This is a genomic window from Rhizobium sp. 11_C7_N12_5 (assembly GCF_051811145.1).
Classification (GTDB): Bacteria; Pseudomonadota; Alphaproteobacteria; order Rhizobiales; family Rhizobiaceae; genus Rhizobium; species Rhizobium lusitanum.
This window is the reverse complement of record NZ_JBPWPY010000001.1, coordinates 3,665,300-3,691,807: the sequence shown is the minus strand read 5'-3', so window position 1 is coordinate 3,691,807 and position 26,508 is coordinate 3,665,300. Positions and strand designations below refer to the sequence as shown.

Sequence of the window (26,508 nt, the reverse complement as noted above, 5' to 3'; positions counted from 1 at the left end):
CGATAGAGACGACATGAGCGACGATGCGATGAAGCTGGTGGTGGTTGGCGCGGCGGGCCGCATGGGGCAGGCTCTGATCCGCCTCATTCACGCCACTGAGGGCCTGACCTTGCATGCCGCCGTCGCGCGTCCCGGATCCGTCTTCATCGGCAAGGATGCCGGCGAGATTGCCGGGTTGGGGCCGATCGGCGTTCCCGTCACCGACGATCCGCTTTCCGCCTTTCTGCATGCCGAAGGCGTCATCGATTTCACGACGCCGGCAACCAGCGTCACCTTCGCCGGGCTTGCCGCGCAGGCGCGCATCGTCCACATCATCGGCACGACGGGATGCACGGCCGAAGACGAAGCCAAGTTCCAGGCGGCGGCCCGCCATGCCCGCATCGTCAAATCGGGCAATATGGGCCTCGGCATCAACCTTTTGAGCGTGCTCGTCGAGCAGGCGGCACGCGCCCTTCCCTCCGCCGATTGGGATATCGAAGTGCTGGAGATGCATCACCGGCACAAGGTCGATGCGCCCTCGGGTACCGCGCTTCTGCTCGGCCAGGCCGCAGCCAAGGGCCGCGGCATCGATCTCGACGACAATTCCGTGCGCGCGCGCGATGGCCATACCGGCCCGCGTCCGGCTGGCACGATCGGCTTTGCGACCCTGCGCGGCGGCGGCGTGGTCGGCGATCACTCGGTCATCTTCGCCGGCGAGAGCGAGCGGCTGACCCTGTCCCACAGCGCCGGCGACCGTTCGCTGTTTGCCCGGGGCGCGCTGCAAGCCGCTCTCTGGGCGCGCGACAGGAAACCCGGCTTCTATTCCATGCTCGATGTTCTCGGGCTCTCCACACGTTGACCTGATCCTGGAGCGGATCGGCATGGAACTGCCGATCCGCTCCAGCCTTTTATTGTCTCGCAATTCCGGACGGAAAAACACTACACACTTTTCCTGGAATTGCTTCATTAAGGAGAAATTTTATGAGCGGTACTCTTGTCCTCGTTCGCCATGGCCAGAGCGACTGGAATTTGAAGAATCTCTTTACCGGCTGGAAGGATCCCGATCTGACCGCCCTCGGCATCGAGGAAGCCAAGACGGGCGGCAAGGCGCTTGCCGACTACGGCATCAAATACGACATCGCCTTCACGTCGGCCCTCGTCCGCGCCCAGCACACGCTGAAGATCATCCTTGATGAAATCGGCCAGCCCGGGCTCGAGACCATCAAGGATCAGGCACTGAACGAGCGCGACTACGGCGATCTCTCCGGCCTCAACAAGGATGACGCCCGCGCCAAATGGGGTGAGGAACAGGTGCACATCTGGCGCCGCTCCTACGACGTGCCCCCGCCCGGCGGCGAAAGCCTGCGCGACACCGGCGCCCGCGTCTGGCCCTATTATCTGACGGAAATCCTGCCGCGCGTGCTCGCCGGCAAGAACGTGCTGGTCGCCGCCCACGGCAACTCGCTGCGCTCGCTCGTCATGGTTCTCGACCGATTGAGCAAGGAACAGATCCTGGCGCTCAACCTCGCGACCGGCGTGCCGATGGTCTACAAGCTCAAGGCCGACTCCACCGTCGCCTCGAAGGAAATCCTTGGCGACATGTCCGGCGCGCATTGAGCGTCATCTAAACTAGCTATCTCCGAAAAGCCCCTGGCCCTCTCCCCGTTTGACGGGGAGAGGGGACGACCTCTCTTGCGGCAAACTCTTGACTCTTATTAGGTTGAGAAGCGACGGAGGGTGCGTCTTTCCCCTTCTCCCCGCCGGCAGGGAGAAGGTGGCCGACAGGCCGGATGAGGGGCCGCGCCCCAACCTCAATTCTCGATCGTGAACCGCACCCTGTCGGCGGCGAAGCGGGAGATCGAGTATTGGACCGGCACGTTGTCGAGATCGGTGTTCAGCGCCTGTGTGATCAGGACGATGGCGCCGGGAGATAGCTGAAGATCGGCGAGATCGCTCTCGTCGGCATGGGTCGCGGTAATCTCGGTGATGACGCGCACATAGTCCGGCACGCCAAGCTCCCGAAACGCCTTGGTGATCGATCCCGTCGCCCGGTAGATCTCGGCGATATTGCCAAACCGATCCGCCGGGAACCAGCTGGTGGCGCGCGATACCGGACGGTGATCCGCTTGACCGAGCGTTTCCAGGCGCACGAGTGGCGTACCGGTCTTGATCTTGAGGTGCCGGGCCACCTCCGCGCTCGCTGCCTCGTCGCTCGTCGCAAGCAGGACGCTGCGGGTCTCGCGCACCTGATCGCCGATGCCCTGCGAGAAACGTGTCCGCTTCGAAATCGGGAAGCTCAGCCGCTCCTTGCGCTCGATCAGCGTACCGCGCCCCTGCACAGCCCTGACGATGCCTTCCTGCGCCAGCGCGGCGAGCGCGCTGCGAATGGTATGCCGGTTGACCCCGAACTGCAGCGCCAGCGTCGTTTCCGGCGGCACCATGCCGCTTTCGTCGAAGTCGCCGTGATTGATCGACATCCGTATTCGGTCGGCGATCTGCCGCCAGAGCGCCACGCCTGTCTGCCTTTGAATCCTCTGCCCTGCCATTTCGCCCACTCGCCCTGTCACACGCTTGTCACGACTCACTAATAGATATAAATCTATCTTGTATGGTTGTCTATATCAATAGACATTTAGAGGAAGGCGCGATGAATTCAGCACAAAGGCAGGAAGCAGCCGCACAGGAGCGTCGGGAGCGCAAACGTGTTGCCGATCTTCTGGCACAGGCCCAGCGCGACGAGCTCGACGCAGCCTGGGAAGCATTGCCGAGCAAGCCGGCGGTACAGCCGGTGCGCGGACCGGAAACGGGGCTCGTCATGGTGCGCGGCCGCATCGGCGGCGGTGGTTCCCCCTTCAATCTCGGCGAGGTCACGGTGACGCGCGCCACCATCCGGCTGGCATCCGGCACCATAGGCCATGCGCATGCACTCGGCACGGATCGCGAGAAGGCACGGCTTTCGGCCATATTCGATGCCCTCTGGCAGCAGTCGGCCACCAAGGAATTCGTCGAGAAGGCGATCCTGCAGCCGGTCACCGAGCGCATCGCAGACTATGATCGCAAGCGCGCGGAGGAAACGGCCGCTACCCGCGTCGATTTCTTCACCATGGTTCGCGGAGAAGACTGATGAGCTTCACTACCTCCACCTTCGGCAATGATGCATTGATCGGCGGCTTCACCGACCCGGTTTTCGATGCACAGAGCGTCTTCAAGATGACGATGGACGCGATGGCGCGGCCGGGCATCCTGCAGACCGTGACAGCCGATATCGCTCCGCCTGCCCCGCTTGGCATCGCTGCCGGCGCGATCGGGCTGACGCTTTGCGACCATGATACGCCGGTCTGGCTCTCCACCAGCCTTGGACGGTCGAGCCTGCCGGAATGGCTGAGCTTTCACACCGGAGCACCCATCATCCAGGAACGGCTGGAAGCGATGTTCGCCTTCATCGAGGCAGGCATGGCGCTTTCCTCCTTCAACCAGTTCGGCATCGGCACCCAGGAATATCCCGACCGTTCGACGACGCTCGTGCTGGAAGTCGAAAGCCTTGAAGGCGGCAAGGATCTGGCACTTTCGGGTCCCGGCATCAACGGCGTCCATATGATCGCGCCCAGGGGCCTGCCGGATGCATTCCTGCGCATCTGGACCGACAATCGCGCGCTCTTCCCGCGCGGCGTCGATCTCGTTCTGACGGCCGGCCGGCAATTCCTTTGCCTGCCGCGCACCACCAAGATCACCGCGACGGAGATGTGACATATGTATGTTGCCGTAAAGGGTGGCGAAGCCGCCATCGCCAATGCTCACCGGCTACTGGCCGACCGTCGCCGCGGCGACCGTTCGCTGCCGGCTGTTGGCATCGACCAGATCGTCGCGCAGCTGGCGCTCGCCGTCGATCGCGTCATGGCCGAAGCCTCGCTCTATGACCGCACCTTGGCAGCCCTCGCCGTCCGCCAGGCACGCGGCGACATGATCGAGGCGATCTTCCTGCTGCGCGCCTATCGCACGACGCTGCCGCGCTTCGGCTATTCCCAGCCGCTGGACACGGTGGCGATGAAGATCGAGCGCCGCATCTCCGCCACCTACAAGGATCTGCCGGGTGGCCAGCTTCTCGGCCCGACCTTCGACTATACGCACCGCCTGCTCGATCCGAGCCTTCTGACCGACGAGCAAGTGGACGAGCCGATGCAGCGGCCGGCCGAAGAGGGTCGCGTCATGCGCGTTTCCGAAATTCTCGATCAGGAAGGGCTGATCGAAGGCGACGGCGTCATGCCGGTCGATCATGAAATCGGCGACCTGACGCGCGAGCCGCTGGAGTTCCCGATGACCCGCGACCTGCGCCTGCAGGCGCTCGCCCGCGGCGACGAAGGATTCCTGCTGGCGCTCGGTTATTCGACGCAGCGGGGCTACGGCCGCACACATCCCTTCACCGGTGAAATCCGCATCGGCGAAGTGGAAGTGGAATTCGAGGTGCCGGAACTCGGCTTTGCCGTGTCGCTCGGCCGCATCCAGGTGACCGAATGCCAGATGGTCAACCAGTTCAAGGGCTCCGCCAAGGTGCCGCCGCAGTTCACCCGTGGCTACGGGCTGGTCTTCGGCCAGAGCGAGCGCAAGGCCATGGCCATGTCGCTCGTCGACCGGGCGCTGCGCGCCGAAGAGCTTGGCGAAGACATCACGGCGCCGGCACAGGACGAGGAATTCGTCATCTCGCACTCTGACAACGTGCAGGCGACCGGCTTCGTCGAACATCTGAAGCTGCCGCACTATGTCGACTTTCAGGCCGAACTCGACCTGGTGCGGCGCATGCGCCGCGAATTCGAAGCCGCCCGTGACAGCGGCATGGACCCGATGACGGAGGCAGCCGAATGACCGAACTCGCCACCTATAATTTCGCCTATCTCGACGAACAAACCAAGCGGATGATCCGCCGCGCCATCCTGAAAGCGATCGCCATACCCGGTTATCAGGTGCCCTTCGCCTCGCGCGAAATGCCGATGCCCTACGGCTGGGGCACCGGCGGCGTGCAGCTGACGGCGGCCATCATCGGCCCGCAGGACGTGCTGAAGGTCATCGACCAGGGGGCTGACGACACGACAAACGCCGTCTCCATCCGCGCCTTCTTCCAGAAGGTTGCCAATGTCGCGGTGACCACCCGCACCGACGAGGCGACCATCATCCAGACGCGCCACCGCATCCCGGAAGCCAAGCTCGGCCCCAATCAGGTGCTGGTGTATCAGGTGCCGATCCCCGAGCCGCTTCGTTATCTGGAGCCGCGCGAGACCGAGACGCGCAAGATGCATGCGCTCGAGGAATACGGCCTTATGCATGTGAAGCTCTACGAGGATATCGCCCGCAACGGCCGCATCGCCACCACCTACGCCTATCCGGTCAAGGTCGCCGGACGCTATGTGATGGACCCGTCGCCGACGCCGAAATTCGACAATCCGAAAATGCATCTGTCGGATGCGCTGCAGCTTTTCGGCGCCGGTCGTGAGAAGCGTATCTATGCCGTGCCGCCCTATACCGAAGTCGTCAGCCTCGACTTCGAGGACCATCCTTTCGAGGTGCAGCGTTTCGACAAGCCCTGCGCCCTTTGCGGCGCCGAGCAGGTCTATCTCGACGAGGTGATCCTCGACGACAAGGGTGGGCGCATGTTCGTCTGCTCCGATACCGATTTCTGCGAGGACCGCCGCGCCCATGGCCATGTTGACCCTATGCTGGCGCCAAATGGGCTCGCAGCCGATGGATTGCCTGATAGCAAGGAGGCCGCCGAATGAGCGACACACCGCTTCTGAAAGTCAAGGACATCTCGAAATTCTACGGCAGCCGCATCGGGTGCCGGGACGTGTCCTTCGATCTCTGGCCCGGCGAAGTGCTGGCCATCGTCGGCGAATCCGGCTCCGGCAAGACGACGCTGCTCAACTGCATCTCGACGCGGCTGCTGCCGACGACCGGCAGTGTCGAATATCATATGCGCGACGAGACCTATCGCGACCTGTTCCGCATGAGCGAGGCCGAACGGCGCTTCCTGATGCGTACCGACTGGGGCTTCGTGCATCAGAACCCCGCCGACGGCCTGCGCATGACGGTTTCGGCCGGCGCCAATGTCGGCGAACGGCTGATGGCGATCGGCAACCGCCACTACGGCAACATCCGCAACACGGCCATCGACTGGCTGGAGCGGGTCGAAATCGATGCCGACCGCATCGACGACCAGCCGCGCGCCTTCTCCGGCGGCATGCGCCAGCGCCTGCAGATCGCCCGCAATCTGGTGACCGGGCCGCGCCTGGTGTTCATGGACGAACCGACCGGCGGCCTCGACGTTTCGGTGCAGGCACGCCTGCTCGATCTCGTCCGCGGCCTCGTCAACGATCTCGGCCTGTCGGCGATCATCGTCACGCATGATCTCGCCGTCGCCCGGCTTCTGTCGCATCGCATGATGGTGATGAAGGATGGGTACGTCATCGAGCAGGGCTTGACCGACCGCGTGCTCGACGATCCGCGTGAACCCTATACGCAACTGCTCGTCTCTTCGATCCTGCAGGTCTGAGGAACTATCATGGCAACCCCACTCGTCGTTTCCGAAGTCTTCAAAAGCTTCATCATGCACCTGCGCGACGGCATCTGCCTGCCTGTCGTCGCCGACGTCTCCTTCTCTGTCGCCTCTGGCGAATGTGTCGTGCTCGGCGGCCCCTCCGGCATCGGCAAGAGCTCGCTGCTGAAGATGATCTATGGCAACTATGCCGTCGACAACGGCCAGATACTCGTTACGCACAACGGCAAGATCGTCGATCTCGCCACCGCCGATCCCCGCACCGTGCTCGAGGTGCGCCGGCAGACCATGGGCTATGTCAGCCAGTTCCTGCGCACGGTGCCGCGCGTCCCCGCCCTCGATGTCGTCGCCGAGCCGCTGCTGGCCCGCGGCGTCGCACCCGCTGACGCCCGCGAAAAGGCGGCCGGCCTGCTTGCGCAGCTAAACCTGCCGAAAGAGCTTTGGCAGTTGCCGCCTGCCACCTTCTCAGGCGGCGAGCAGCAGCGCGTCAATATCGCGCGCGGCTTCATTACCGACCACGCCATCCTTCTGCTCGACGAACCCACAGCCTCGCTCGACGCCAAAAACCGAGCCGTCGTGGTCGAGATGATCGAACAGAAGAAACAAGCGGGCGTCGCCCTTCTCGGCATCTTCCACGACGAAGAGGTGCGCGAAGCCGTCGGCAGCCGCATCCTCGATGTTTCACAATTTTCGCCGAGAAAGGCCGCCGCATGAGCCGCAAGCTGGGCGAAACGCCCTTCATCAGTGCCTCGGCCAGCGTTAGCAAATCGACGCTCGGCCGCTATACCGAAGTGTCCGACCGCTGCCGCATCGATGAAACCGAGCTCGGCGACTATTCCTACATCATGCAGGACGGCGCCGTCTGGTGCACGACCATCGGCAAATTCGTCAACATCGCCGCTGCCGTGCGCATCAATGCCACCAATCATCCGACATGGCGGGCAACGCTGCACCATTTCACCTACCGTGCCGCCGACTATTGGCCGGATGCCGATATGGAAACGGACTTCTTCACCTGGCGGCGCGATCATCGCGTCGTCATCGGCAACGATGTCTGGATCGGCCATGGCGCCACCATCCTGCCTGGTGTCAAGGTCGGCAACGGCGCTGTTATCGGCGCGGGTGCTGTTGTCTCCAAGGATGTCGCTCCCTATGCGATCGTCGGCGGCGTACCCGCCAAGCTGATCCGCGAGCGCTTCACCGCCGAGGTCGGAGCGCGTATGGATAAGCTATCCTGGTGGGATTGGGATCATGATCGCCTGCGCACGGCGCTTGCCGACTTCCGCGCCCTTTCCGGCGAAGAATTTCTGGATCGCTACGGCGCCTGAGGACATTTTCTGCCCACATCGGGCTTGCATGGGGCCGACAGGCGATCCAGCCTCGGGCGATCTGTCCAGCCCGAGACCAAGGGAGCCTTCTCTTCATGGCAAAGCAGTTTTCCAGCATCGATGACCGGCTGCGCGATTTCATCGCGCGGCAACACATCTTCTTCACGGCATCCGCGACCGCGAATTCCCGTGTCAATGTTTCGCCGCGCGAAACGCTATGCCTGCGCATTATTTCCCCGAACACGGCCATCTACCTCGATCGCACGGGCAGCGGCAACGAAACGTCGGCCCACATGAAGGCCGACGGCCGGCTGACCATCATGTTCTGTGCGATGGAAGGGCCACCGATGATCCTGCGTCTTTACGGCCGCGGCAGGATCATGCATCGGGCATCGCCAGAATACCGGGAATTGCTGCATGACCACTACGCCGGAGATGAGCCGCTAGGCGCACGGCAGATCGTTTGGCTGGACATCGATCTCGTGCAGACGTCCTGCGGTTTCGGCGTGCCGCTGTTTTCCTATGAAGGCGAAAGACCAAGCCTCGATCAGTGGGCCAAGGCCAAGGGGCCTGATGGTATTGAGGAATACCGGCGCGAGAAGAATGCCCTCAGTATGGATGGTTTGCCGACGGGTTTGTTTGACGGCTAAAAGTAACCAAAGCCTTCAGCCGGCTAATCATATCGAATAGCCGCCGATTGTAACAGCACTTACACAAAACTGACATTGGAGCTTCACGAAGCGAGACTAATGCGTTGCCTTGTGCTTGGCGCGCGCCCCTTGAAACTCCCTTCGAGGCAAGGGTGTGCGCCCGTTCATAGCGTCGGGTCGAATGCATTTTGCCGATCCAGGGCAGCCGCGAAAGGGAAGCTTCATGTTCGAACTCAGGAATGTCTCACGCCGGTTTGGCAACAAGCTCGCTGTCGATTCCGTGACTTTGGACATTCCGCAGGGACAGATGGTCGGCGTCATCGGCCGCTCCGGCGCCGGCAAGTCGACGCTGCTGCGCATGATCAACCGCTTGGCCGACCCGAGCTCCGGCTCCATCCATTTCTCCGGCGTCGAGGTCTCCAAGCTCAGAGGCCGTGCGCTGCGCAACTGGCAGCGCGACTGCGCCATGATCTTCCAGCAGTTCAATCTCGTTCCCCGCCTCGACGTGCTCACCAACGTCATGCTCGGCCGCCTCAATCAGCGCTCGACCGTCATGAGCCTCCTTTCCGTCTTCACCCGCGAAGAGCGCATCGAAGCCATCGCGGCGCTGGAGCGCCTCGGCATCGAGCAGACGGCACTGCAGATGGCCGGCACGCTTTCCGGCGGCCAGCAGCAGCGCGTGGCCATCTGCCGCGCCCTCATGCAGCAGCCGAAGATGATGCTGGCCGACGAGCCGATCGCCTCGCTCGACCCACTCAATGCCAAAATCGTCATGGACGCGCTGCGCGACATCAACGAGCGCGAAGGCATCACCGTCATCACCAACCTGCATACGTTGGATACGGCCCGCAACTATTGCGAACGCATCATCGGCATGGCAGCCGGCCGCGTCGTCTTCGACGGCAAGGCGGCTGATCTCACGGCTGCAGCCGTCAAGGAAATCTACGGAACCGACAAGGACGGCGCCGGCATCGACGAAACCATGACGTCGACATCAATCAATTTCGCCGATCCGGCCGCGCAAGTCGCGGCCAGCGAATCTGCCGGCCCGCAACCGCTGGCACTGGCCGGTCTCTGAGAGAGGCAGCCGGGATCGAGAGCCCGCGTCAAGGGCACATTTTTTCTAGACCGAAGGCATCCGGGGACACCGGTTAATCAGGAGACGAACCCAATGTTGAAGAAGACCCTTCTCGCAGCCACGGCGCTTCTCGCGCTCGTCGGCGGCGCTGCCGCTCAAGACCTCAAGGAATTCCGCGTCGGCATTCTCGGCGGCGAAAACGAAGCCGACCGCCTGCGCAACTATGCCTGCCTCTCCGACCACCTGAAGAAGGAATTCGGTTTCGAGAAGGTATCACTGTTCCCGGCCGCCGACTATGACGGCGTTATCCAGGGCCTGCTCGGCGGCACGCTCGACTTCGCCGAACTCGGTGCGTCCGGCTACGCAGCCGTCGCCATCAAGGACCCGAAGGCCGTCACCCCGATCCTGACCACGCAGCAGGCAGACGGCTCGACCGGCTACTACTCGATCGGTCTCGCCCTCAAGTCTTCCGGCATCAAGACCATCAAGGATGCCAAGGGCAAGAAGCTCGGCTACGCCGATCCGGACTCGACCTCTGGCTATCTCGTTCCGCTGACGCAGATCCCGAAGGATACCGGCGCTCCGAACGACAAGTTCTTTGCCTCGACGCAGTTCAACGGCGGCCATGAGAACAACCTGCTCGCCGCTTATGACGGCAAGGTCGACGTCGCCGTCGACGACTCCTCGGGCCTGGGCGATTTCAAGGACGGCTACACCTCCGGCACTTTCCGCAAGGAAGTCGACAAGGGCGCCGTCGACCCGAACAAGCTCGTCGAAGTCTGGCGTTCGCCGCTGATCCCGAACGGCCCGCTCGTTGTCCGCAACGCGCTCGGCGACGCATGGAAGACCAAGCTGACCGACTTCTTCCTGAAGCTCCCGACGACCGACGCCAAGTGCTTCTCGGCTATCGAAGGCGGCGACTTCAAGGGTTACGTCAAGGTCACCCCGGACTTCTACAACGCCGTTATCGACGTTCGTAAGGCCGCCATCGGCGGTTGATCCGCATTCTGAATACGGGGCGGCCGGCAACGGCCGCCCTTTTGCTATCACAAGGGCAGAATTCATGACGATTGCCGATACGCAGCTGAAGATGCAAGCAGCGCCGCAGAGCGCTCGGGATATCGGCGACGCCTGGAGCAAGATGGTGGCGCGGCGCCGCCTCTATACCGGCATCGGCCTGCTCATTCTGCTTGTTGCCTTCGTCAGTTCCGTCCGCTTTGCGGACGAAAGCAATGCCGGCCACTTCTTCGACCGTCTGCCGCATCTCTTCGACTTCCTGAGCTGGCTCATCCCCAAAGACTGGGCCGATGTCTACCGCGCGCTCTTCGATCTGCCGAGCCCCAACGGCGCCAATGGCGTCGGCGGCGAGGAATTCAACTTTCCGCTTGGCCGAGTCTATGTCTGGGGCGATTTCTATATTCCCGAATATTTCGAGCTGATGATCATCACGATCAACGTGGCGCTCGTGTCGACCATCATCGGTTTCGTCTTCGCGCTGCCGCTCAGCTTCCTTGCCGCGCGCAACCTGTCGCCTTCCAAGCCCATCCGCCTGGTGACGAAGCGGGTCATGGAATTCCTGCGTGCCTTTCCGGAGATCGTCATCGCCGGCCTGTTTTCGGCGATCCTGTCGATCGGGCCGATCGCCGCCATCATCGCCGTCGGCCTGCACACGATCGGCGCGCTCGGCAAGCTGTTCTACGAAGTCGCCGAGAATATCGACATGAAGCCCGACGAGGGCATGCGGGCCGTTGGCGCGAGTTGGACGGAGCGTGTCCGGTTCGGCGCCCTGCCGCAAGTGATGCCGAACTTCATGTCCTATGCGCTGCTGCGCCTCGAGATCAACGTTCGCGCCTCCACCATCATCGGCGCCGTCGGCGGTGGCGGTATCGGCGAGGAGCTGAAACTCTCGATCTCGCGCGGCTTCGGCGCCAAGACCGTGGCGCTCGTGCTGCTGCTCTTCGTGACCATCATCGCCGTCGACCAGTTTTCCGCATGGCTCCGCCGCCGTCTCGTCGGCGAACATGCCTTCCTTTTGCAGCATTGAGGTTCCAATGTCCGTCATCGACGCCGGCCGTATGCAGGAAATCGAAGCGCGCTACCCGGAGATTCTTCACCGGTCGTTCCGCCAGCGCTTCGGCGCGCTGATGATCTTCATCGGCGTGATCCTCTATGGCTTCTATGCGGTGTGGTTCTTCGACCTGCCGAAAGTCATCGCGGAAGCGCATTGGGAACGCGTCGGCATCTATCTCAGCGAATGGATCAGCTATGACGTCCAGCCGGAATTCCGCATCTCCGGCGACAAGATCACCATCAAATATCCGCGCTTTTCGCCTCTGGGCGACAACCCCAACCCGGATTGGGTGAAGACCGCACCCGACGGCAGCATGACCGTTTCGGTCAGCGGCACCAGCCGTATGGTCACGATCACCAAGACGCAGGCCATCGTGACGGCGCATGGCGTGACCATCCCGATCGATATCACCGGCGACATGCCGAAGATCGTCGGCTCACAACCCGTTCCCAGCTGGATGACCGTCTATGACGATAATATCCTCGCGAACATGGGTTTTGCCGGCGACGTCAGCATTTCCACGGACCGCGTGAAGATCCGCAAGCGTTTCATCGGCTGGGCCAATTTCGTCTTCGATACGCACTCGCCCTTCTTCGACAAGCCGGCCAGCGAAGTCATCAGCCTGATCGTTTCCGGCCCGCGGCTGGAGCCGGACCAGTCCAACCTCTCGCTGGCCTTCGACAATATCTGGAACAACGGCGCCTGGCAGCACGGCGATGTCTGGACCAAGCTGTTCCAGACCATCGTCATGGCCTTCCTGGGCACGTTGCTCGGTTCGCTCGCGGCCTTCCCGCTCGCATTCCTGGCCGCCCGCAACATTACGCCGAACCGGCTGCTCAATCAGGTGCTGAAGCGCTTCTTCGATTTCCTGCGCTCGGTCGACATGCTGATCTGGGCGCTGTTCCTGACCCGCGCCTTCGGCCCTGGCCCGCTCGCCGGCAGCGGCGCGATCTTCCTCACGGAGACCGGCACGCTCGGCAAGCTCTATTCCGAAGGTCTCGAAAACATCGACAACAAGCCGCGTGAAGGCGTGAAGTCCACCGGCTCGTCGACGATCCTCGTGCATCGCTACGGCATCGTACCGCAGATCGTCCCCGTCATCGTCAGCCAGACGCTCTATCAATGGGAATCCAACGTGCGCGGCGCGACCATCATCGGCGCCGTCGGCGCGGGCGGTATCGGCCTGAAGCTCTGGGAAGCGATGCGCACCAACGCCAACTGGGAAAACGTCGCCTACATGGTGTTGTTGATCCTGCTCGTAGTCTTCCTGTTCGACGCCGCGTCCAACGCTCTGCGCTCGCGCCTGATGGGCACACGCGTCAAATAAAAAGCCCGATATAAATCGAAACGCATCATCATTTTGTCACGGGAATCCGATAGCGCAGGCGCGGCAAGATCGCATCGATCGAGCCGGGTTTAGCCGGATTCGATAGGTTGCTGCCTTGCCGCTCTTGCGGTTTGTCGCAAATCACCCAACAGTGTCGCGCGCAGCCGATTTTTCCAAGGAATACAGCCTTGCGCTATGCTCTCTATTTCACGCCGCCCAAAGACGATCCGTTGACGTCGCTTGCTGCCCTCTGGCTGGGTCGCGATGCTTTTTCCGACGAGATTTTTTCCGACAAGGCCATCGGCCCGGTGCCGGAAGGCCATGCCGAACTGACGGCCGATCCGCGCCGCTACGGCTTCCATGCTACGTTGAAGGCGCCCTTCGAACTCGCCGCCTCGGTGAACGAGCGCGATCTGCTTGAGGTTGCCGCCGATTTCGCGGCCCGCACGAAGGCCTTCGTCATTCCCGAGCTGGTTCTTGGCCAGCTCGGCCATTTCTTCGCCCTCGTGCCCGGCTCGCTTTACCAGCCCCTGCAGGATTTCGCCTCGCGGGTGGTCAAGACCTTCGAGCCGTTCCGCGCGCCGCTTTCGCAATATGATATCGCCCGGCGCAACCCGGAAGGAATGACCGAGGCGCAGCGCGCCAATCTGCTGCGTTGGGGCTATCCTTATGTTAACGACGAGTTTCGTTTCCATATGACATTGACGGGGCGCGTCCCCGCCGAGCGCCAGGCTGAAATGCACGAGGTCCTGCGCGAACGCTTTGCCGACCATACCGGCAAGCCGCTCGACATTTCCGGTCTCGCCATCTTCGTCGAAGAAAAGCGCGGGGCACCCTTTACCGTCCGTTCCTGGCTTCCGCTTGCCGGCGCCTAAAAGTGAAAGACCTGACATGACCAAAGAAACCGTCCTCTCCAATGCCCGAATCGTCCTTGAAGACAAGATCGTCCAGGGCTCCGTGCTGATCCGCGACGGTCGCATCGCCGGCATTTCCGAAGGCAAGTCCGATATCGGCGAGGATTTCGAGGGCGATTTTCTGATCCCGGGCCTGGTCGAGCTGCATACGGATCATCTGGAAGCCCACTATTCGCCGCGCCCCGGCGTACGCTGGAACAAGACGGCGGCCATCCAGGCGCATGACGCCCAGATCGTCACCTCAGGCATCACGACGGTGTTCGACTGCCTGCGCATGGGCTCCGACGAGGACGGCGGTTTCGAAAAGGGCGAGATGCGCGATATGGCCGACGCCATCCAGGCGGCACAGCGCGAGGACCGGCTGCGCGCCGATCACCTGATCCACCTGCGTTGCGAAGTCTCCTCCGACAACGTCCTCGATCACTTCCAGGATTTCGAGAAGGATGACTATGTCCGTCTGGTCTCGCTGATGGACCATGCGCCGGGCCAGCGCCAGTTCCAGACCATGGATCAATATATCTTCTACTACCAGAAGAAGCGCGGCCTGAGCGACGAGGCCTTTGCCCGCTTCGTCGCCAAGCGCCAGGAGGAATCGGCCAGATACGCGACACCGAACCGCGACGCGATCTCCAAGGTCTGCTCCGAGCGCGGCATTACCGTTGCCAGCCATGACGACGCTACGCTCGCCCATGTCGACGAAGCCATTGCCTATGGTGTTCGCCTGGCGGAGTTCCCGACCAGCGTCGATGCGGCGAAGGCGTCGCATGGCGCTGGCATGAGCGTGCTGATGGGCGCACCGAACATCGTGCGCGGCAAGTCGCATTCCGGCAACATCGCCGCCCGCGATCTGGCTGAACTCGGCGTACTGGACGTGCTTTCCTCCGATTACGTGCCGCTCAGCCTGCTGCATGCACCGTTCATCCTGGCCGATGAAGTCGAAGGTATTTCGCTGCCGCAGGCCATTGCCATGGTGACGGCAACGCCAGCGAAAACCGTCAGCCTTAGCGATCGCGGACGCATCGCCGAAGGCCTGCGCGCCGATCTGGTGCGCGTTCGTCGCGATCACGGCGTGCCGGTCACGCGTTCGGTGTGGCGGGAAGGACGCCGGGTCGCATGAGCGCTGACGCCAACATCAAGCCGGCTAATGACCGTCTGCCGGATAACGCAGCTGGTATCATGGCCGTTGTCGTTGGCCCGAGCGGCGCTGGCAAGGATACGCTGATGAACCTCGCCGCCCGGCATTTCGCCGGCCGGCCGGACGTTCATTTCGTTCGCCGCGTCATCACCCGCGAGGGGGATGCCGGCAATGAAGACCACAGAAGCGTTTCCGAAGCAGATTTCGACGCCATGGAGCAGACCGGTGCTTTCGCTGTCTCCTGGGAAGCGCATGGCCTGAAATACGGTATTCCTGCCGACGTCACCGACGAGCTGGCGCGTGGCAATCTGGTCATCGCCAACGGCTCCCGTTCGGTCCTGCATCGTTTCCAGGCGGCCTTTCCAAGACTGAAGATCATCAACGTCACGGCGCGGCGTGAGGTGCTGGCGGAACGGCTGATGGCGCGCGGGCGCGAAAGCCGTGAGGATGTGTTGAAGCGCCTGGATCGCAGTTCGCTCACCGTTGGGGGCAGCTACGACGTGACCGATATCGACAATAGCGGCACACTTGGCGATGCCGAGCGCGCGATCATCTCCGCGCTGGAAGTGCTGATTGGGAAATAACCGTTCGGTGTTCTGCTCGGATCATCCCAACGCTTATACGTAGCAATACCCCACCCGCCCTCGTGGTTCGAGGCTCCGGCCTTTCAGGCCTCCGCACCATGAGGACTAGAGCGGTTCATGACTTATGGGAATCCGTTCTGGATTCCCAAATCAGCGGAATTGTGATTCATGATGGATGCTGGAATGGAGGCCAGCATCCATGACGCGACCTTATTCGAATGATCTTCGTGAACGCGTAGTGGCTGCAGTTGCGGCCGGTCAGAACTGTCGGGTGGTGGCGGAGCGGTTCGACATAGCCGTCTCCTCTGTGGTGAAGTGGTCACAGCGCTATCGCAGGACCGGCAGCGTGTCGCCCGGTAAGATGGGCGGCCATCGTCGGCGTATTTTGGAACCGCATCGGACTTTCATCGTCGAGCGGATCGAGCAGACCTCACACTTGACGCTGCACCGACTGAAGGACGAACTGGCTGCCCGCGGTGTGACCGTCTCCCATAATGCCATCTGGCAGTTCATGCGCCGAGAAGGTCTGAGCTTCAAAAAAAACGCTGTTCGCCCTTGAGCAAAGCCGTACCGACGTTGCCAGGCACAGAGCACGCTGGAAGGCTTGGCAGGGGCGTTTCGATCCGAGACGGCTGGTCTTCATCGACGAAACGTGGATCCGCACCAACATGGCACCGTTACGCGGTTGGGGGCCGAGGGGCAAAAGGCTGCGCGGCTTTGCCCCGCATGGCCGCTGGCGCACCCTGACCTTTCTCGGCGCGCTGCGCTGCGACCGGCTCACCGCACCCTGCGTCTTCGATGGCCCCATCAATGGTGAATGTTTCGGAGCCTATGTCCGACAACAGTTGATCCCGACCCTCAAACCCGGCGACATCGTTATCCTCGACAATCTTGGCTCCCACAAAGCCAAGGCCACTCGCGATGCCATCAAGGCAGTCGGCGCCAGATTATGGTTCCTGCCGAAATATTCGCCCGACCTCAATCCGATCGAGCAGGCCTTCGCCAAGATCAAACATTGGATGCGCCAAGCCCAAATGAGAACCAGCGACGACACTTGGCGGCAGCTCGGATACCTTGCCGACACCATCAAGTCGGACGAATGCGCAAACTACTTCACAAACGCAGGATACGCTTCCGTCAAAACTTGAAACGCTCTAATCTCTTCGCCGGGCCGGACATTGCCTCAGTGCGCTTCGTCCCAATTGTTGGCGGCGCGTGCATCGACCTTCAGAGGCACAGCCATGTCCACGGCCGGCATGGCGGCATTTTCCATGACCGAGACGATGATCGGCGTCGTGCGCTCGACATCTGCATCCTCGACTTCGAAAATCAGTTCGTCATGCACCTGCAGCAGCATGCGCACACGATCGCCGAGGCCGGCTGCGGTCAGCGCCGGCTCCATCTTGATCATCGCGCGACGAATGACATCGGCGGCCGAGCCCTGGATCGGTGCGTTGATCGAGGCGCGTTCGTTGAAGGCACGCACGGAAGGATTGGAGGAGCGGATCTCCGGGAAATGGATGCGACGACCGAAGATCGTCTCGACATAGCCCTTGTCGCGCGCGGTTTGCTTCGTGCCGTCCATGTAATCGCGAATGCCCGGGAAGCGCTCGAAATACTTCTTGATATAGTCGCCCGCTTCCGAGCGCTCGATGGAAAGCTGGTTGGCCAACCCGAAAGCCGAGATGCCGTAGATGATGCCGAAGTTGATCGCCTTGGCGCGGCGGCGCACATCGCTCGGCATGCCCTCCACCGGCACGCCGAACATCTCCGACGCCGTCATGGCGTGAATGTCGATACCATCCTCGAAGGCCTGCTTCAGCTGCGGAATATTGGCGACATGCGCGAGCACGCGCAGCTCGATCTGGCTGTAATCGGCCGAAACCAGCTTATGGCCGGGGGTCGAGATGAAGGCCGTACGGATCTTGCGGCCTTCCGCCGTGCGCACCGGAATATTCTGCAGGTTCGGCTCGGACGAGGACAGGCGCCCGGTCGTGGTCGATGCCAGCGAATAGGAGGTGTGGACGCGCTTCGTTTCCGGATGGACATAGCCCGGCAGCGCGTCTGTATAGGTCGATTTCAGCTTGGTGAGCTGACGCCAGTCGACGATCTTGCGCGGCAGCTCGAAACCGGCCGCCGCCAGGTCTTCCAGCACCTGCGCCGAGGTCGACCATTGGCCTGTTTTGGTCTTGCTGCCGCCGGCCAATCCCATTTTGCCGAAGAGGATATCGCCAAGCTGTTTCGGAGAGCCGATATTGAAGCGTTCGCCGGCCAGCGTGTAGATCTCGTCCTCCAGCCGCGCGGCACCCTGCGCCAGCTCGCCGGAAAGCCGCGACAGGATCTGCCGGTCGATGGTGATGCCGCGCTCTTCCATATGGGCGAGCACGGGCACCAGAGGCCGCTCCAGTCGCTCATAGACGGCTGAGAGCTTTTCCGCCGTAAGCCGCGGCTTCAGCACCAGCCAGAGGCGCAGCGTCACGTCGGCATCCTCGGCGGCATAAGCCGTCGCGCGGTCGATATCGACAAGGTCGAAGGTGATGTTGGATTTGCCGCTGCCGGCCACATCCTTATAAGCAATCGGCTTATGGCCGAGCCAGCGTTCGGACAGGCTGTCCATGCCGTGCGCGGCGTTGGAGCCGCCGTCGAGCACATAGGAGAGCAGCATCGTGTCGTCGAAGGCCTTGGTCTCGATGCCATAGCGCTTCATCAATAGGTAGTCGTATTTCAGGTTCTGCGCGATCTTGAGGATGGAGACATCCTCCAGCAGATCCTTCAATCTCGCCAGGGCATCGCGCAACGGAATCTGATTGTCGGCGAGCCCGCCGCCGAGCAGGTCGCCAACGCCGGTCTTGTGGCTGAGGGGCACATAAGCGGCGCGGATGGAGGCACCCGAAGGGTCGTTGCGGTTGTCGGCGATCGCCAGCGAAAAGCCGACGATTTCGGCCTGCATGACATCGAGCGACGTCGTCTCCGTATCGAAGGCGACGATGCCGGTCTCGCGCGCATCCGCGATCCATTGGTCGAGGGTGGCAATATCGCGGATGGTGACATATTTCGAATGATCGATCGGCGCGGTGGCGAAACCTGCCGCGCGCGCATTGGCAAGTTCGGTCGGCTCGGTCAGCCCCTCGACAGCTAAACGCGGCTTGACCGCCGGCGCCGGTACGGAGGAACCCTCGACCATAACCGTGCTGCCGGCAACGAGCTCGACATTGTCTGCGACATCGAGATCCGGGCCATGCGCGGTGTCACCAAGTTCGACCTTGACCTCGGACGGTTCGATCGCGGCGGGATCGCAATCGCAGGCGTCGGCGACGCGGCGCGTCAGCGAGGTGAACTCCATCGCCTTCAGGAAGCCGATCAGCTTCGGGCCGTTCTGCGGCTCGAGGACGAGTGCGTCGAGCTCAAGGTCCAGCGGCACATCGGTCCTGAGCGTCACCAGCCGGCGGGAGATCCTAGCCAAATCGGCATTGGCAATGATGTTCTCGCGGCGCTTCTGCTGTTTGATTTCCTCGGCACGGGCAAGCAGCGTATCGAGATCGCCGAATTCTTCCAGAAGCTGCGCCGCCGTCTTCGGGCCGATGCCGGGGATGCCGGGGACGTTGTCGACCGAATCGCCGGTCATGGCCTGCAGGTCGATCATCTTGTCCGGCGTCACGCCCCATTTCTCGATGACATCGGGAATGCCGATCTGCTTGTCCTTCATGCTGTCATACATGTGGACCGCAGGAGTGACGAGCTGCATCAGGTCCTTGTCGGACGAGATGATGGTGACATCGGCGCCGGTGGTCTCGGCCTGGCGCGCATAGGTGGCGATGATGTCGTCGGCCTCGAAGCCGTCAGTCTCGATGCAGGGCAGGTTAAAGGCGCGGGTCGCCTGGCGGATGAGGCCAAATTGTGGGATCAGCTCTTCCGGCGGGGCCGAGCGGTTTGCCTTGTAGTCCGGGAAAATTTCCTTGCGAAAGGTCTTCGAGGAATAATCGAAGATCACGGCGAAATGCGTCGGGGTGACGCCCACCGATGTATCGCGCGCCGAGGTCAAAAGCTTCCACAGCATGTTGCAGAAACCGGAGACGGCGCCGACAGGCAATCCGTCGGACTTACGGGTCAGCGGCGGCAGGGCGTGAAAGGCCCGGAAAATGAAGCCGGAACCGTCGACGAGGAAGAGATGATCACCTTTTTTCATGGAAGCATGGATAGCGTGGCGCACCTGGAACGTCCATATAAACTTCTATTTCGAAAGGTCGCGAGGGACCAAATCTCTCACCGAAACGTTACTAAGTTTTAATCAATCTAATCTGCAGATTCCCTTGAAAAACCATATTTGAAATCACAAATCATACTCACCGGCGATTGTTACGCCGAGGGTCTGACACCCGGCCTGTCCCCCGCCATGTCAGACTTGGACAAAGGCCTATCCCCTCTCCGGGCCTTTGTCCGCCCTTTTCTAAGCCGCCATGGTGCCCTCCAGGCCATGGCGGCTTTTTCGTTAAGAAAACTGCGCCTAAAGCGTGTAAAAAGCTTCGGCGAAGTTGCCGATCTCAGACCCGTCCCCACCCAAGATTTGCTGATTGTCTTGGTTTTGAATTATCGGCATACTTGCAATCATGGGATTTAATCGGATGGACTCCGCGGCCTACCTCGCCAGTCAAATGGCAAAGGGATTCGCTCGCGCGTTACAACAACGCGCGGCTAAGCTTGGTTTTTCTCCCGGCCAGTTTCCGATCCTTCTTGAATTGTGGTCCGAGGACGGCCTGACACAGAAACAATTGCTGGAGAGGGTCGATATCGAGCAGGCGACCATGGCCAATACGCTGTCCCGCATGGAGCGCGACGGATTGGTGGAACGTCGGCCGCATCCCTCCGACAAACGGGCGCAATTGATCTTTCTGACCGACAAGGCCGCCGCCATACAGGCTGAGGCCATCGAGGCCGCAATGGCTGCCGACACGGACCTTCTAAAGGATTTCCGCAGTTTCGAGCGCGAGCTGCTCCTGGAATATATCCGGCGGATCCTGGAAAACTCCAGGCATCTCTAGGCTTGGGCTTCGACTTTTTCCAGGGCCAGAGGCCGGCTGCTCGGCCCGAGGAGGAGCATGGTGGCGAGGCTGCCTATCAGGCAGACAGCGACGAAAATCAGCCCGATTTCATGATCGTCGCGAATGCATGCAGGTACTGAAAACATCTCGCTCTCTGGAATACTCTTCCGGATTGAGATTAATTTCAACCATCTAAAAAACTTGTAAACTACATACACAACCAATCAGATAAGAACGGCGCCGACAGACACGGGAATGTGCGGGAAATTTTCGGTTTTACCGCCTCGAAACCGGCTGGGCTTTGGTCTATCGTCCGGCGAATTCTCATGTAAGGAGTCGGATATGACCGATCTAACGCCCGTTCTCGATCACGCGGACCAAAACCTCCCATCCAGCCTCAACAATCTTTTCGAGCTGCTGCGCATCAAATCCATCTCGACGGATCCGGCCTTCAAGGCGGAATGCCGCAAGGCGGCGGAATGGCTGGTCACCTATCTTAACTCTCTCGGCTTCACCGCCTCGCTACGCGACACCCCCGGCCATCCAATGGTGGTGGCCCATCACGATGCAGGCAGCGCCGACGCGCCGCATGTGCTTTTCTACGGCCATTACGACGTGCAGCCGGTCGATCCCATCGAGCTGTGGGAGAGCGACCCCTTCGCGCCTGAGATCAAGGACATGGGCAACGGCCGCAAGATCCTGACCGGCCGCGGCACGTCCGACGACAAGGGTCAGCTCATGACCTTCGTCGAAGCCGTGCGCGCCTACAAGGAGACCAAGGGCGGAATTCCGGTGCGCATCACCATTCTATTCGAAGGTGAAGAAGAATCCGGTTCGCCCTCGCTCAAGCCCTTCCTCGAGGCCAATGCCGCCGAGTTGAAGGCGGATTTTGCCCTGGTCTGCGACACCGGCATGTGGGACGGCGATACGCCGGCGATTTCGGCCGGCTTGCGCGGGCTGGTGGGCGAAGAGATCACCATCACCGCAGCCGACCGCGACCTGCATTCGGGTCTCTTTGGCGGCGCTGCCGCCAATCCGATCCATATCCTCACCGATATCCTCGCCGGCCTGCATGACGAGACCGGGCGCATAACGCTCCCAGGCTTTTACGACGGCGTCGAGGAGACGCCCTCCAACATCAAGGCCTCCTGGGAAAAGCTGGGGCTTTCAGCCGAGGATTTTCTCGGCGAAGTGGGCCTTTCGATCCCCTCGGGCGAAAAGGGCCGTTCGGTGATGGAACTCACCTGGGCGCGGCCAACGGCCGAGGTCAACGGCATTTGGGGCGGCTATACCGGTGCCGGCTTCAAGACGGTGATCGCCGCGAAGGCATCGGCGAAGGTTTCGTTCCGTCTCGTCGGCCAGCAAAATCCGGCTGCGATCCGCGAAAGCTTCCGGGCCTATGTGCGCTCGAAGATCCCGGCAGACTGCTCGGTGGAGTTCCACGAGCATGGCGGCTCGCCGGCCATCCAGCTCTCCTACGACTCGCCGGCTTTGACCAAGGCGAAGACAGCACTTTCAAACGAATGGCCGAAGCCCGCCATCGTCATCGGCATGGGCGGCTCCATCCCGATCGTCGGTGATTTCCAGAAGATGCTCGGCATGGAATCGCTGCTCATCGGCTTCGGTCTTTCCGACGATCGCATCCATTCGCCGAACGAGAAATACGAGCTGCGCTCCTACCACAAGGGCATCCGCTCCTGGATCCGCATCCTCGAGGCGCTCGCCGTTTGATCAATCGACCGGGACGCGCATGCCACCTTGCGCGTCCCGCACCCATTCCCGCCTCGATGGCGTTTACGCCATCATCCAAGGACGAGCGGCCGCAAGCCTGCCCTCGCGTCCTTTGGCCACGATCGATGAGATAAAACATGGGAATCTGGATCGATACCGACATGGGGTTCGATGATATCGCCGCCATTCTGGTGGTGGCGCGTTCGGATCTCGTCATCGACGGCGTTTCACTGGTAAGCGGCAATGCGCCGCTATCCCATGTCCGCGCCAATGCGGCGAGTGCGGCCGCCGCCTTCGGCTGGGAATTCCCTATCCGTACCGGCCGCGAATTGCCTGTGCTGTGCAAGCTGGAAACGGCGCAGGGTATCCTCGGCCAAAGCGGCATCCCTACATCAGGCAGGAGCCTGCCGCCGGCCGATCCACTTCCGATCAGCAATGCCTTTGCCGCGCTCTGCGATTGGCTTGCCGATGGCGCGGGGCCGAAACGCATCCTCGCGCTTGGTCCGCTGACGAATATCGCCGCCGTGGCGCTCGCCAGGCCGGAGCTCGCCGCACGCATCGATGAACTGACGTGGATGGGCGGTGGCGTCACATCGGGCAATCACACCGCCTCTGCCGAGTTCAACGCCTTTGCCGATCCCGAGGCGCTGGCGATCGTGCTGGCACATGATATGCCGCTTCGGATGATCGATCTCGACATCTGCCGGAAGGTGCTGGCCTGGCCCGCGGACGTCGCCCGTCTCAGACAGACGGCCGGCGAAAAGGCGCAGCTGCTCGCCGATCTTCTGGAAGGCTACGTCAACATCGCCATCAGCCGCGGCCGGCAGGCCATGGCACTATACGACCCGACGGCGGCGGCCATTTTCGTTGCGCCCGAGATGGCAACGCTTCGGCATGCACGGATCGACGTCGAATTGCAGGGGCAGCATACGCGCGGGCGCACCGTCGTCGAAACGCGTGCCTCGCATGCTGAGTTCAACGCCCATTTCGCCGCCGAGATCGACGCCGACAAGGCACGCTCCATCATATTCGACGCCCTGTTTCAGGAGGCCGGCCGATGATCAACGATTTAGCGAACGAGCCTGCCGATCTGAACGTCCCCGAGCTGCGAGCCCGTACGGTCGCCGCCGCCCGAGGCGATCAACCCTTCGATCTGCTGATCACCGGCGGCCGCCTTGTCGATATGGTGACCGGCCGCATCCGCGCTGCCGATATCGGCATCGTCGGCCCACTGATTGCAAGCGTGCATGCGCCGGGCAGCCGTACCGATACGGCGCGGACGATCGACGCTGAAGGACGCTTCCTGTCGCCCGGCCTGATCGACACGCATATGCACATCGAAAGCTCCATGGTGACGCCGGCTATCTACACCGAGGCCGTGTTGCCGCGGGGTGTGACGACCATCGTCTGGGATCCGCACGAACTCGGCAATGTGCACGGGCTGGAAGGCGTGCGCTGGGCGATCGACGCGAGCCGACAATTGCCGATCCGTGTGATACCGCTGGCACCGTCCTGCGTGCCTTCGGCGCCGGGGCTCGAGCTGGCGGGCGCCGATTTCGACGGCACCGACATGGCCGAGATGCTGGCATGGCCTGAGATCGGCGGCATCGCGGAAGTCATGACCATGCGCGAAGTGATCAACGGCGATCCGCGTGCCAGCGCGATCGTCAATGCCGGGCTGCATTCGGGCAAAATGATCTGCGGCCATGCCCGCAATCTCGAGGGCGCGGATCTCAACGCTTTCATGTCGGCCGGCATTACCTCGGACCATGAGCTCACATCCGGGGCCGATCTGTTGGCCAAGCTGTCGGCGGGCCTGACGATCGAGCTGCGCGGTTCGCATGACCATCTGATGCCGCAATTCGTCGAAGCGATCAACGAGCTGGGGTTTCTGCCGCAGACCGTGACGCTCTGCACAGATGATGTCTTTCCCGACGAACTCCATGACGACGGCGGCCTCGATGACGTCATGCGCCGTCTGGTGCGCTATGGGCTGAAGCCCGAATGGGCGCTGAGGGCCGCGACCTTGAATGGCGCCATGCGGCTCGGACGGAACGACCTCGGCCTGATCGCGGCCGGACGCCGTGCCGATATCGTGCTGTTCGAAGACTTAGAGAGCTTCAAGGCACGGCTTGTGATCACCAACGGCACGCTGGCCGCCGAGGCGGGCCGGATTGTCGGCGCGACGGCCGAGATCGATCCCGAGCTGCTGCGCGATTCCATCAAGCTGACGCCACTTGGCGAGGACGATTTCCGCGTCCCGGCGACGGGCAGCCGCATACGGCTTGCGACCATCGATCGGCCGCGCTTCACGCAATGGGGGACGATGGAGGCCGAGGTGGCTGATGGCTTCGTTGTGCCACCCGCTGGAACCACCATGCTCGCAGTCGCCCATCGCCACGGTAAGGCGGACAGCCGGCCGCGCATCGGCTTCCTGACCAGCTGGGGCGAATGGCGCGGTGCCTTCTGCACGACGGTTTCGCACGACAGCCATAACCTGACGGTTTTCGGCGGCAATGTCCGCGACATGACAATTGCCGCCAATGCCGTCATCTCTGCCGGCGGCGGCTTGGCGGTCGCACGCGACGGCAGGATCGAGGCACTGTTGCCGCTGCCGCTCTCCGGGCTGGTGAGCGATGCGCCGCTCGAGGAAACCGCCAACGCCTTCCGCGCCATCCGCGAGGCGATCGACGCTATCGTCGACTGGAGCCCGCCCTACCTCGTCTTCAAGGCCTGCTTCGGCGCAACGCTCGCCTGCAATGCCGGACCGCACCAGACGGATCGTGGGATTGCTGACGTTGCGACTGGACGGGTGTTGGAGACGCCGGTGCTTGGGGCGGTTTAAGCTCGATCCATCATATGAGAGCCGGCACCAGCTAAGCGTTTGCGGAGGGGTATCAGAGGCGCGTCAAACTCGGCGTTTCAGTTGGAACAAAGACCCTCGCCTTACTCTCCCAACTCCTGCCGCACCAGCGTCGTCCAAAATGCCACGCCCGACGCGATCGCATCATCGCTGAAATCATAAGCCGTGTTGTGATGCAGCGCGCCATCGACCGCCGGGCCATTGCCGAGCCAGACGTAGCAGCCCGGAGCATTCTGGCCGAAGAAAGCGAAATCGTCGCCGGCGGTCGAAGGCGGGAAGCGCGTCAACACCTTCTCGCCGAAGACGGCAGTCGCGGCTTTCAGCGCCCGCGCGGTGGCATCAGCATTGTTGACGACTGGGGGAATGCGGCGCTCGAACTGATAATCGACCGCGATCCCGTACATGGCCGCCGCGCCGTGCGCCAGGCGCCCGATCTCCTGCTCGAGCTGATCGCGAACCTCTGGCGTATAGGCGCGCGCGGTGCCGCCGATCTCGACCGTATCGGGAATGACGTTCAGCGCCTTGGGGTCGCCCGCCTGCAGCGAGCAGGCGCTGACGACGGCCGGCTGAAGCGGATCGACGACGCGGCCGACGATGGCCTGCAGCGAGGAGAGGAATGTCGCGGCGGCCGTGATCGGGTCCTTGCCGAGATGCGGCTTGGCGCCGTGGGTGCCGGTGCCGCGAAAGGTGATGCGCCAGCTATCCGAAGACGCGAGCTGTGGCCCCTCGACGACAGCCATTTCATCGACGTCGAGGCCAGGCATATTATGCAGGCCGTAGATGGCATCGCAGGGGAAGAGATCGAAGAGGCCTTCGTCCACCATGCGCTTGGCGCCGCCACGGCCTTCCTCGGCCGGCTGGAAGATGAAATGCACCGTGCCGGAAAAGCCGCGCTTGGCGGCGAGATGGCGGGCAGCACCGATCAGCATGGTCGTGTGGCCGTCATGCCCGCAGGCATGCATCTTGCCGGGAACGGTGGACTTGTAAGCTCGGTTGCCCTTTTCCGGCATGGCCAGCGCATCCATGTCGGCGCGCAGGCCGATGCGGCGGGTGCCGTTGCCGACCTGCAGCGTGCCGACCACACCGGTCTTGCCGAGTCCGCGATGCACCGTCAGACCCGCTTCCTCCAGCAAGGTAGCGACGATGCCGCTGGTGCGTTCCTCCTCGAAGCCAAGCTCGGGATGGGCGTGAAGGTTATGACGAAGCGACGTCAGGAATGGGAGATCCTGAGCGATCTCATCGAGCAAAGACATGAGCGTTCCTTC

General features: G+C 62.2%; 25 protein-coding genes. 22 read left to right on the top strand and 3 right to left on the bottom strand.

The genetic code is table 11. From position 1 onward, the window contains the following. Window positions 1–13 precede the first annotated feature (13 nt). Both dapB and AB8B29_RS18040 read left to right on the top strand, forming a co-directional pair. Window positions 14–838, top strand: coding sequence for a 4-hydroxy-tetrahydrodipicolinate reductase (gene dapB / locus AB8B29_RS18045; protein WP_112442603.1), 825 nt, complete (start codon window positions 14–16; stop codon window positions 836–838). Window positions 839–960: 122 nt separating this feature from the next. Continuing rightward, window positions 961–1,596 (top strand): 2,3-bisphosphoglycerate-dependent phosphoglycerate mutase, encoded by a 636-nt coding sequence (locus tag AB8B29_RS18040; RefSeq protein ID WP_112442601.1) that lies wholly within the window; start codon window positions 961–963, stop codon window positions 1,594–1,596. 194 nt (window positions 1,597–1,790) lie between these two features. Here AB8B29_RS18040 and phnF read toward each other — a convergent pair whose 3' ends face one another. After that, a complete protein-coding gene (phnF, locus tag AB8B29_RS18035; RefSeq protein WP_047560077.1) occupies window positions 1,791–2,525 on the bottom strand; it encodes a phosphonate metabolism transcriptional regulator PhnF in 735 nt (244 codons plus the stop codon). Window positions 2,526–2,626: 101 nt separating this feature from the next. Between phnF and phnG the strand changes: the two genes are divergently transcribed. The 16 genes from phnG (at window position 2,627) to AB8B29_RS17955 (ending at window position 16,758) form a co-directional block, all read left to right on the top strand. Further along, on the top strand, window positions 2,627–3,103 hold the full coding sequence (phnG, locus tag AB8B29_RS18030; RefSeq protein ID WP_037200348.1) for a phosphonate C-P lyase system protein PhnG: 477 nt from the start codon (window positions 2,627–2,629) through the stop codon (window positions 3,101–3,103). Then, on the top strand, window positions 3,103–3,726 hold the full coding sequence (gene phnH / locus AB8B29_RS18025; RefSeq protein ID WP_037200346.1) for a phosphonate C-P lyase system protein PhnH: 624 nt from the start codon (window positions 3,103–3,105) through the stop codon (window positions 3,724–3,726). Before phnG ends, phnH begins: the two co-directional genes overlap by 1 nt. Window positions 3,727–3,729: 3 nt before the next feature. Continuing rightward, window positions 3,730–4,839: a carbon-phosphorus lyase complex subunit PhnI gene (locus AB8B29_RS18020; protein WP_092576004.1), complete on the top strand. Its 1,110-nt coding sequence runs from the start codon at window positions 3,730–3,732 to the stop codon at window positions 4,837–4,839. Continuing rightward, a complete protein-coding gene (locus AB8B29_RS18015; protein ID WP_112442599.1) occupies window positions 4,836–5,747 on the top strand; it encodes an alpha-D-ribose 1-methylphosphonate 5-phosphate C-P-lyase PhnJ in 912 nt (303 codons plus the stop codon). Before AB8B29_RS18020 ends, AB8B29_RS18015 begins: the two co-directional genes overlap by 4 nt. Next, window positions 5,744–6,520 (top strand): phosphonate C-P lyase system protein PhnK, encoded by a 777-nt coding sequence (gene phnK / locus AB8B29_RS18010; RefSeq protein WP_037200343.1) that lies wholly within the window; start codon window positions 5,744–5,746, stop codon window positions 6,518–6,520. The genes AB8B29_RS18015 and phnK overlap by 4 nt, the downstream gene beginning before the upstream one ends. A gap of 9 nt (window positions 6,521–6,529) precedes the next feature. Next, entirely contained in the window at window positions 6,530–7,237 is a 708-nt protein-coding gene (gene phnL, locus AB8B29_RS18005; protein ID WP_112442597.1) for a phosphonate C-P lyase system protein PhnL, read from the top strand. Beyond that, the gene (locus tag AB8B29_RS18000; RefSeq protein ID WP_037200341.1) at window positions 7,234–7,851 is read left to right on the top strand and encodes a DapH/DapD/GlmU-related protein; all 618 of its coding nucleotides are present in this window, start codon (window positions 7,234–7,236) and stop codon (window positions 7,849–7,851) included. Before phnL ends, AB8B29_RS18000 begins: the two co-directional genes overlap by 4 nt. A gap of 95 nt (window positions 7,852–7,946) precedes the next feature. Beyond that, entirely contained in the window at window positions 7,947–8,501 is a 555-nt protein-coding gene (locus tag AB8B29_RS17995; RefSeq protein WP_047640336.1) for a pyridoxamine 5'-phosphate oxidase family protein, read from the top strand. 223 nt (window positions 8,502–8,724) lie between these two features. Further along, the gene (gene phnC / locus AB8B29_RS17990) at window positions 8,725–9,579 is read left to right on the top strand and encodes a phosphonate ABC transporter ATP-binding protein (RefSeq protein ID WP_047640355.1); all 855 of its coding nucleotides are present in this window, start codon (window positions 8,725–8,727) and stop codon (window positions 9,577–9,579) included. 93 nt (window positions 9,580–9,672) lie between these two features. After that, window positions 9,673–10,578 (top strand): phosphonate ABC transporter substrate-binding protein, encoded by a 906-nt coding sequence (phnD, locus tag AB8B29_RS17985; RefSeq protein WP_037200338.1) that lies wholly within the window; start codon window positions 9,673–9,675, stop codon window positions 10,576–10,578. Window positions 10,579–10,642: 64 nt separating this feature from the next. Continuing rightward, a complete protein-coding gene (phnE, locus tag AB8B29_RS17980) occupies window positions 10,643–11,623 on the top strand; it encodes a phosphonate ABC transporter, permease protein PhnE (protein ID WP_047559895.1) in 981 nt (326 codons plus the stop codon). 7 nt (window positions 11,624–11,630) lie between these two features. After that, entirely contained in the window at window positions 11,631–12,977 is a 1,347-nt protein-coding gene (gene phnE / locus AB8B29_RS17975) for a phosphonate ABC transporter, permease protein PhnE (RefSeq protein ID WP_037200336.1), read from the top strand. 188 nt (window positions 12,978–13,165) lie between these two features. Then, complete coding sequence (locus AB8B29_RS17970; protein ID WP_047640337.1) at window positions 13,166–13,852, top strand: DUF1045 domain-containing protein; 687 nt, start codon at window positions 13,166–13,168, stop codon at window positions 13,850–13,852. Between the two features lie 16 nt (window positions 13,853–13,868). After that, the gene (locus tag AB8B29_RS17965; RefSeq protein WP_047559888.1) at window positions 13,869–15,008 is read left to right on the top strand and encodes an alpha-D-ribose 1-methylphosphonate 5-triphosphate diphosphatase; all 1,140 of its coding nucleotides are present in this window, start codon (window positions 13,869–13,871) and stop codon (window positions 15,006–15,008) included. Continuing rightward, a complete protein-coding gene (gene phnN / locus AB8B29_RS17960) occupies window positions 15,005–15,610 on the top strand; it encodes a phosphonate metabolism protein/1,5-bisphosphokinase (PRPP-forming) PhnN (protein ID WP_052224374.1) in 606 nt (201 codons plus the stop codon). Before AB8B29_RS17965 ends, phnN begins: the two co-directional genes overlap by 4 nt. Window positions 15,611–15,809: 199 nt before the next feature. Next, a protein-coding gene (locus AB8B29_RS17955) for an IS630 family transposase (protein ID WP_113084897.1) occupies window positions 15,810–16,758 on the top strand; the annotation gives its coding sequence in 2 pieces (ribosomal slippage) (window positions 15,810–16,145 and window positions 16,147–16,758; 948 coding nt in all). A 35-nt stretch (window positions 16,759–16,793) separates the two neighbouring features. Here AB8B29_RS17955 and polA read toward each other — a convergent pair. Next, window positions 16,794–19,796, bottom strand: a complete 3,003-nt coding sequence (gene polA / locus AB8B29_RS17950; RefSeq protein WP_037200901.1) for a DNA polymerase I — start codon at window positions 19,794–19,796, stop codon at window positions 16,794–16,796. Between the two features lie 436 nt (window positions 19,797–20,232). Between polA and AB8B29_RS17945 the strand changes: the two genes are divergently transcribed. The 4 genes from AB8B29_RS17945 to AB8B29_RS17930 all read left to right on the top strand — a co-directional run bounded on the left by AB8B29_RS17945 (window position 20,233) and on the right by AB8B29_RS17930 (window position 25,225). Continuing rightward, on the top strand, window positions 20,233–20,649 hold the full coding sequence (locus AB8B29_RS17945; RefSeq protein WP_037200902.1) for a MarR family winged helix-turn-helix transcriptional regulator: 417 nt from the start codon (window positions 20,233–20,235) through the stop codon (window positions 20,647–20,649). A 342-nt stretch (window positions 20,650–20,991) separates the two neighbouring features. After that, entirely contained in the window at window positions 20,992–22,380 is a 1,389-nt protein-coding gene (locus AB8B29_RS17940) for a M20/M25/M40 family metallo-hydrolase (protein WP_037200857.1), read from the top strand. A gap of 137 nt (window positions 22,381–22,517) precedes the next feature. After that, window positions 22,518–23,441, top strand: a complete 924-nt coding sequence (locus AB8B29_RS17935; RefSeq protein WP_112442576.1) for a nucleoside hydrolase — start codon at window positions 22,518–22,520, stop codon at window positions 23,439–23,441. Further along, complete coding sequence (locus AB8B29_RS17930) at window positions 23,438–25,225, top strand: adenine deaminase (protein WP_112442578.1); 1,788 nt, start codon at window positions 23,438–23,440, stop codon at window positions 25,223–25,225. Before AB8B29_RS17935 ends, AB8B29_RS17930 begins: the two co-directional genes overlap by 4 nt. Before the next feature lie 101 nt (window positions 25,226–25,326). On the opposite strand, the gene AB8B29_RS17925 is transcribed toward AB8B29_RS17930, so the two are convergent. Then, complete coding sequence (locus tag AB8B29_RS17925; protein ID WP_112442580.1) at window positions 25,327–26,496, bottom strand: M20 aminoacylase family protein; 1,170 nt, start codon at window positions 26,494–26,496, stop codon at window positions 25,327–25,329. Window positions 26,497–26,508: the final 12 nt, after the last annotated feature.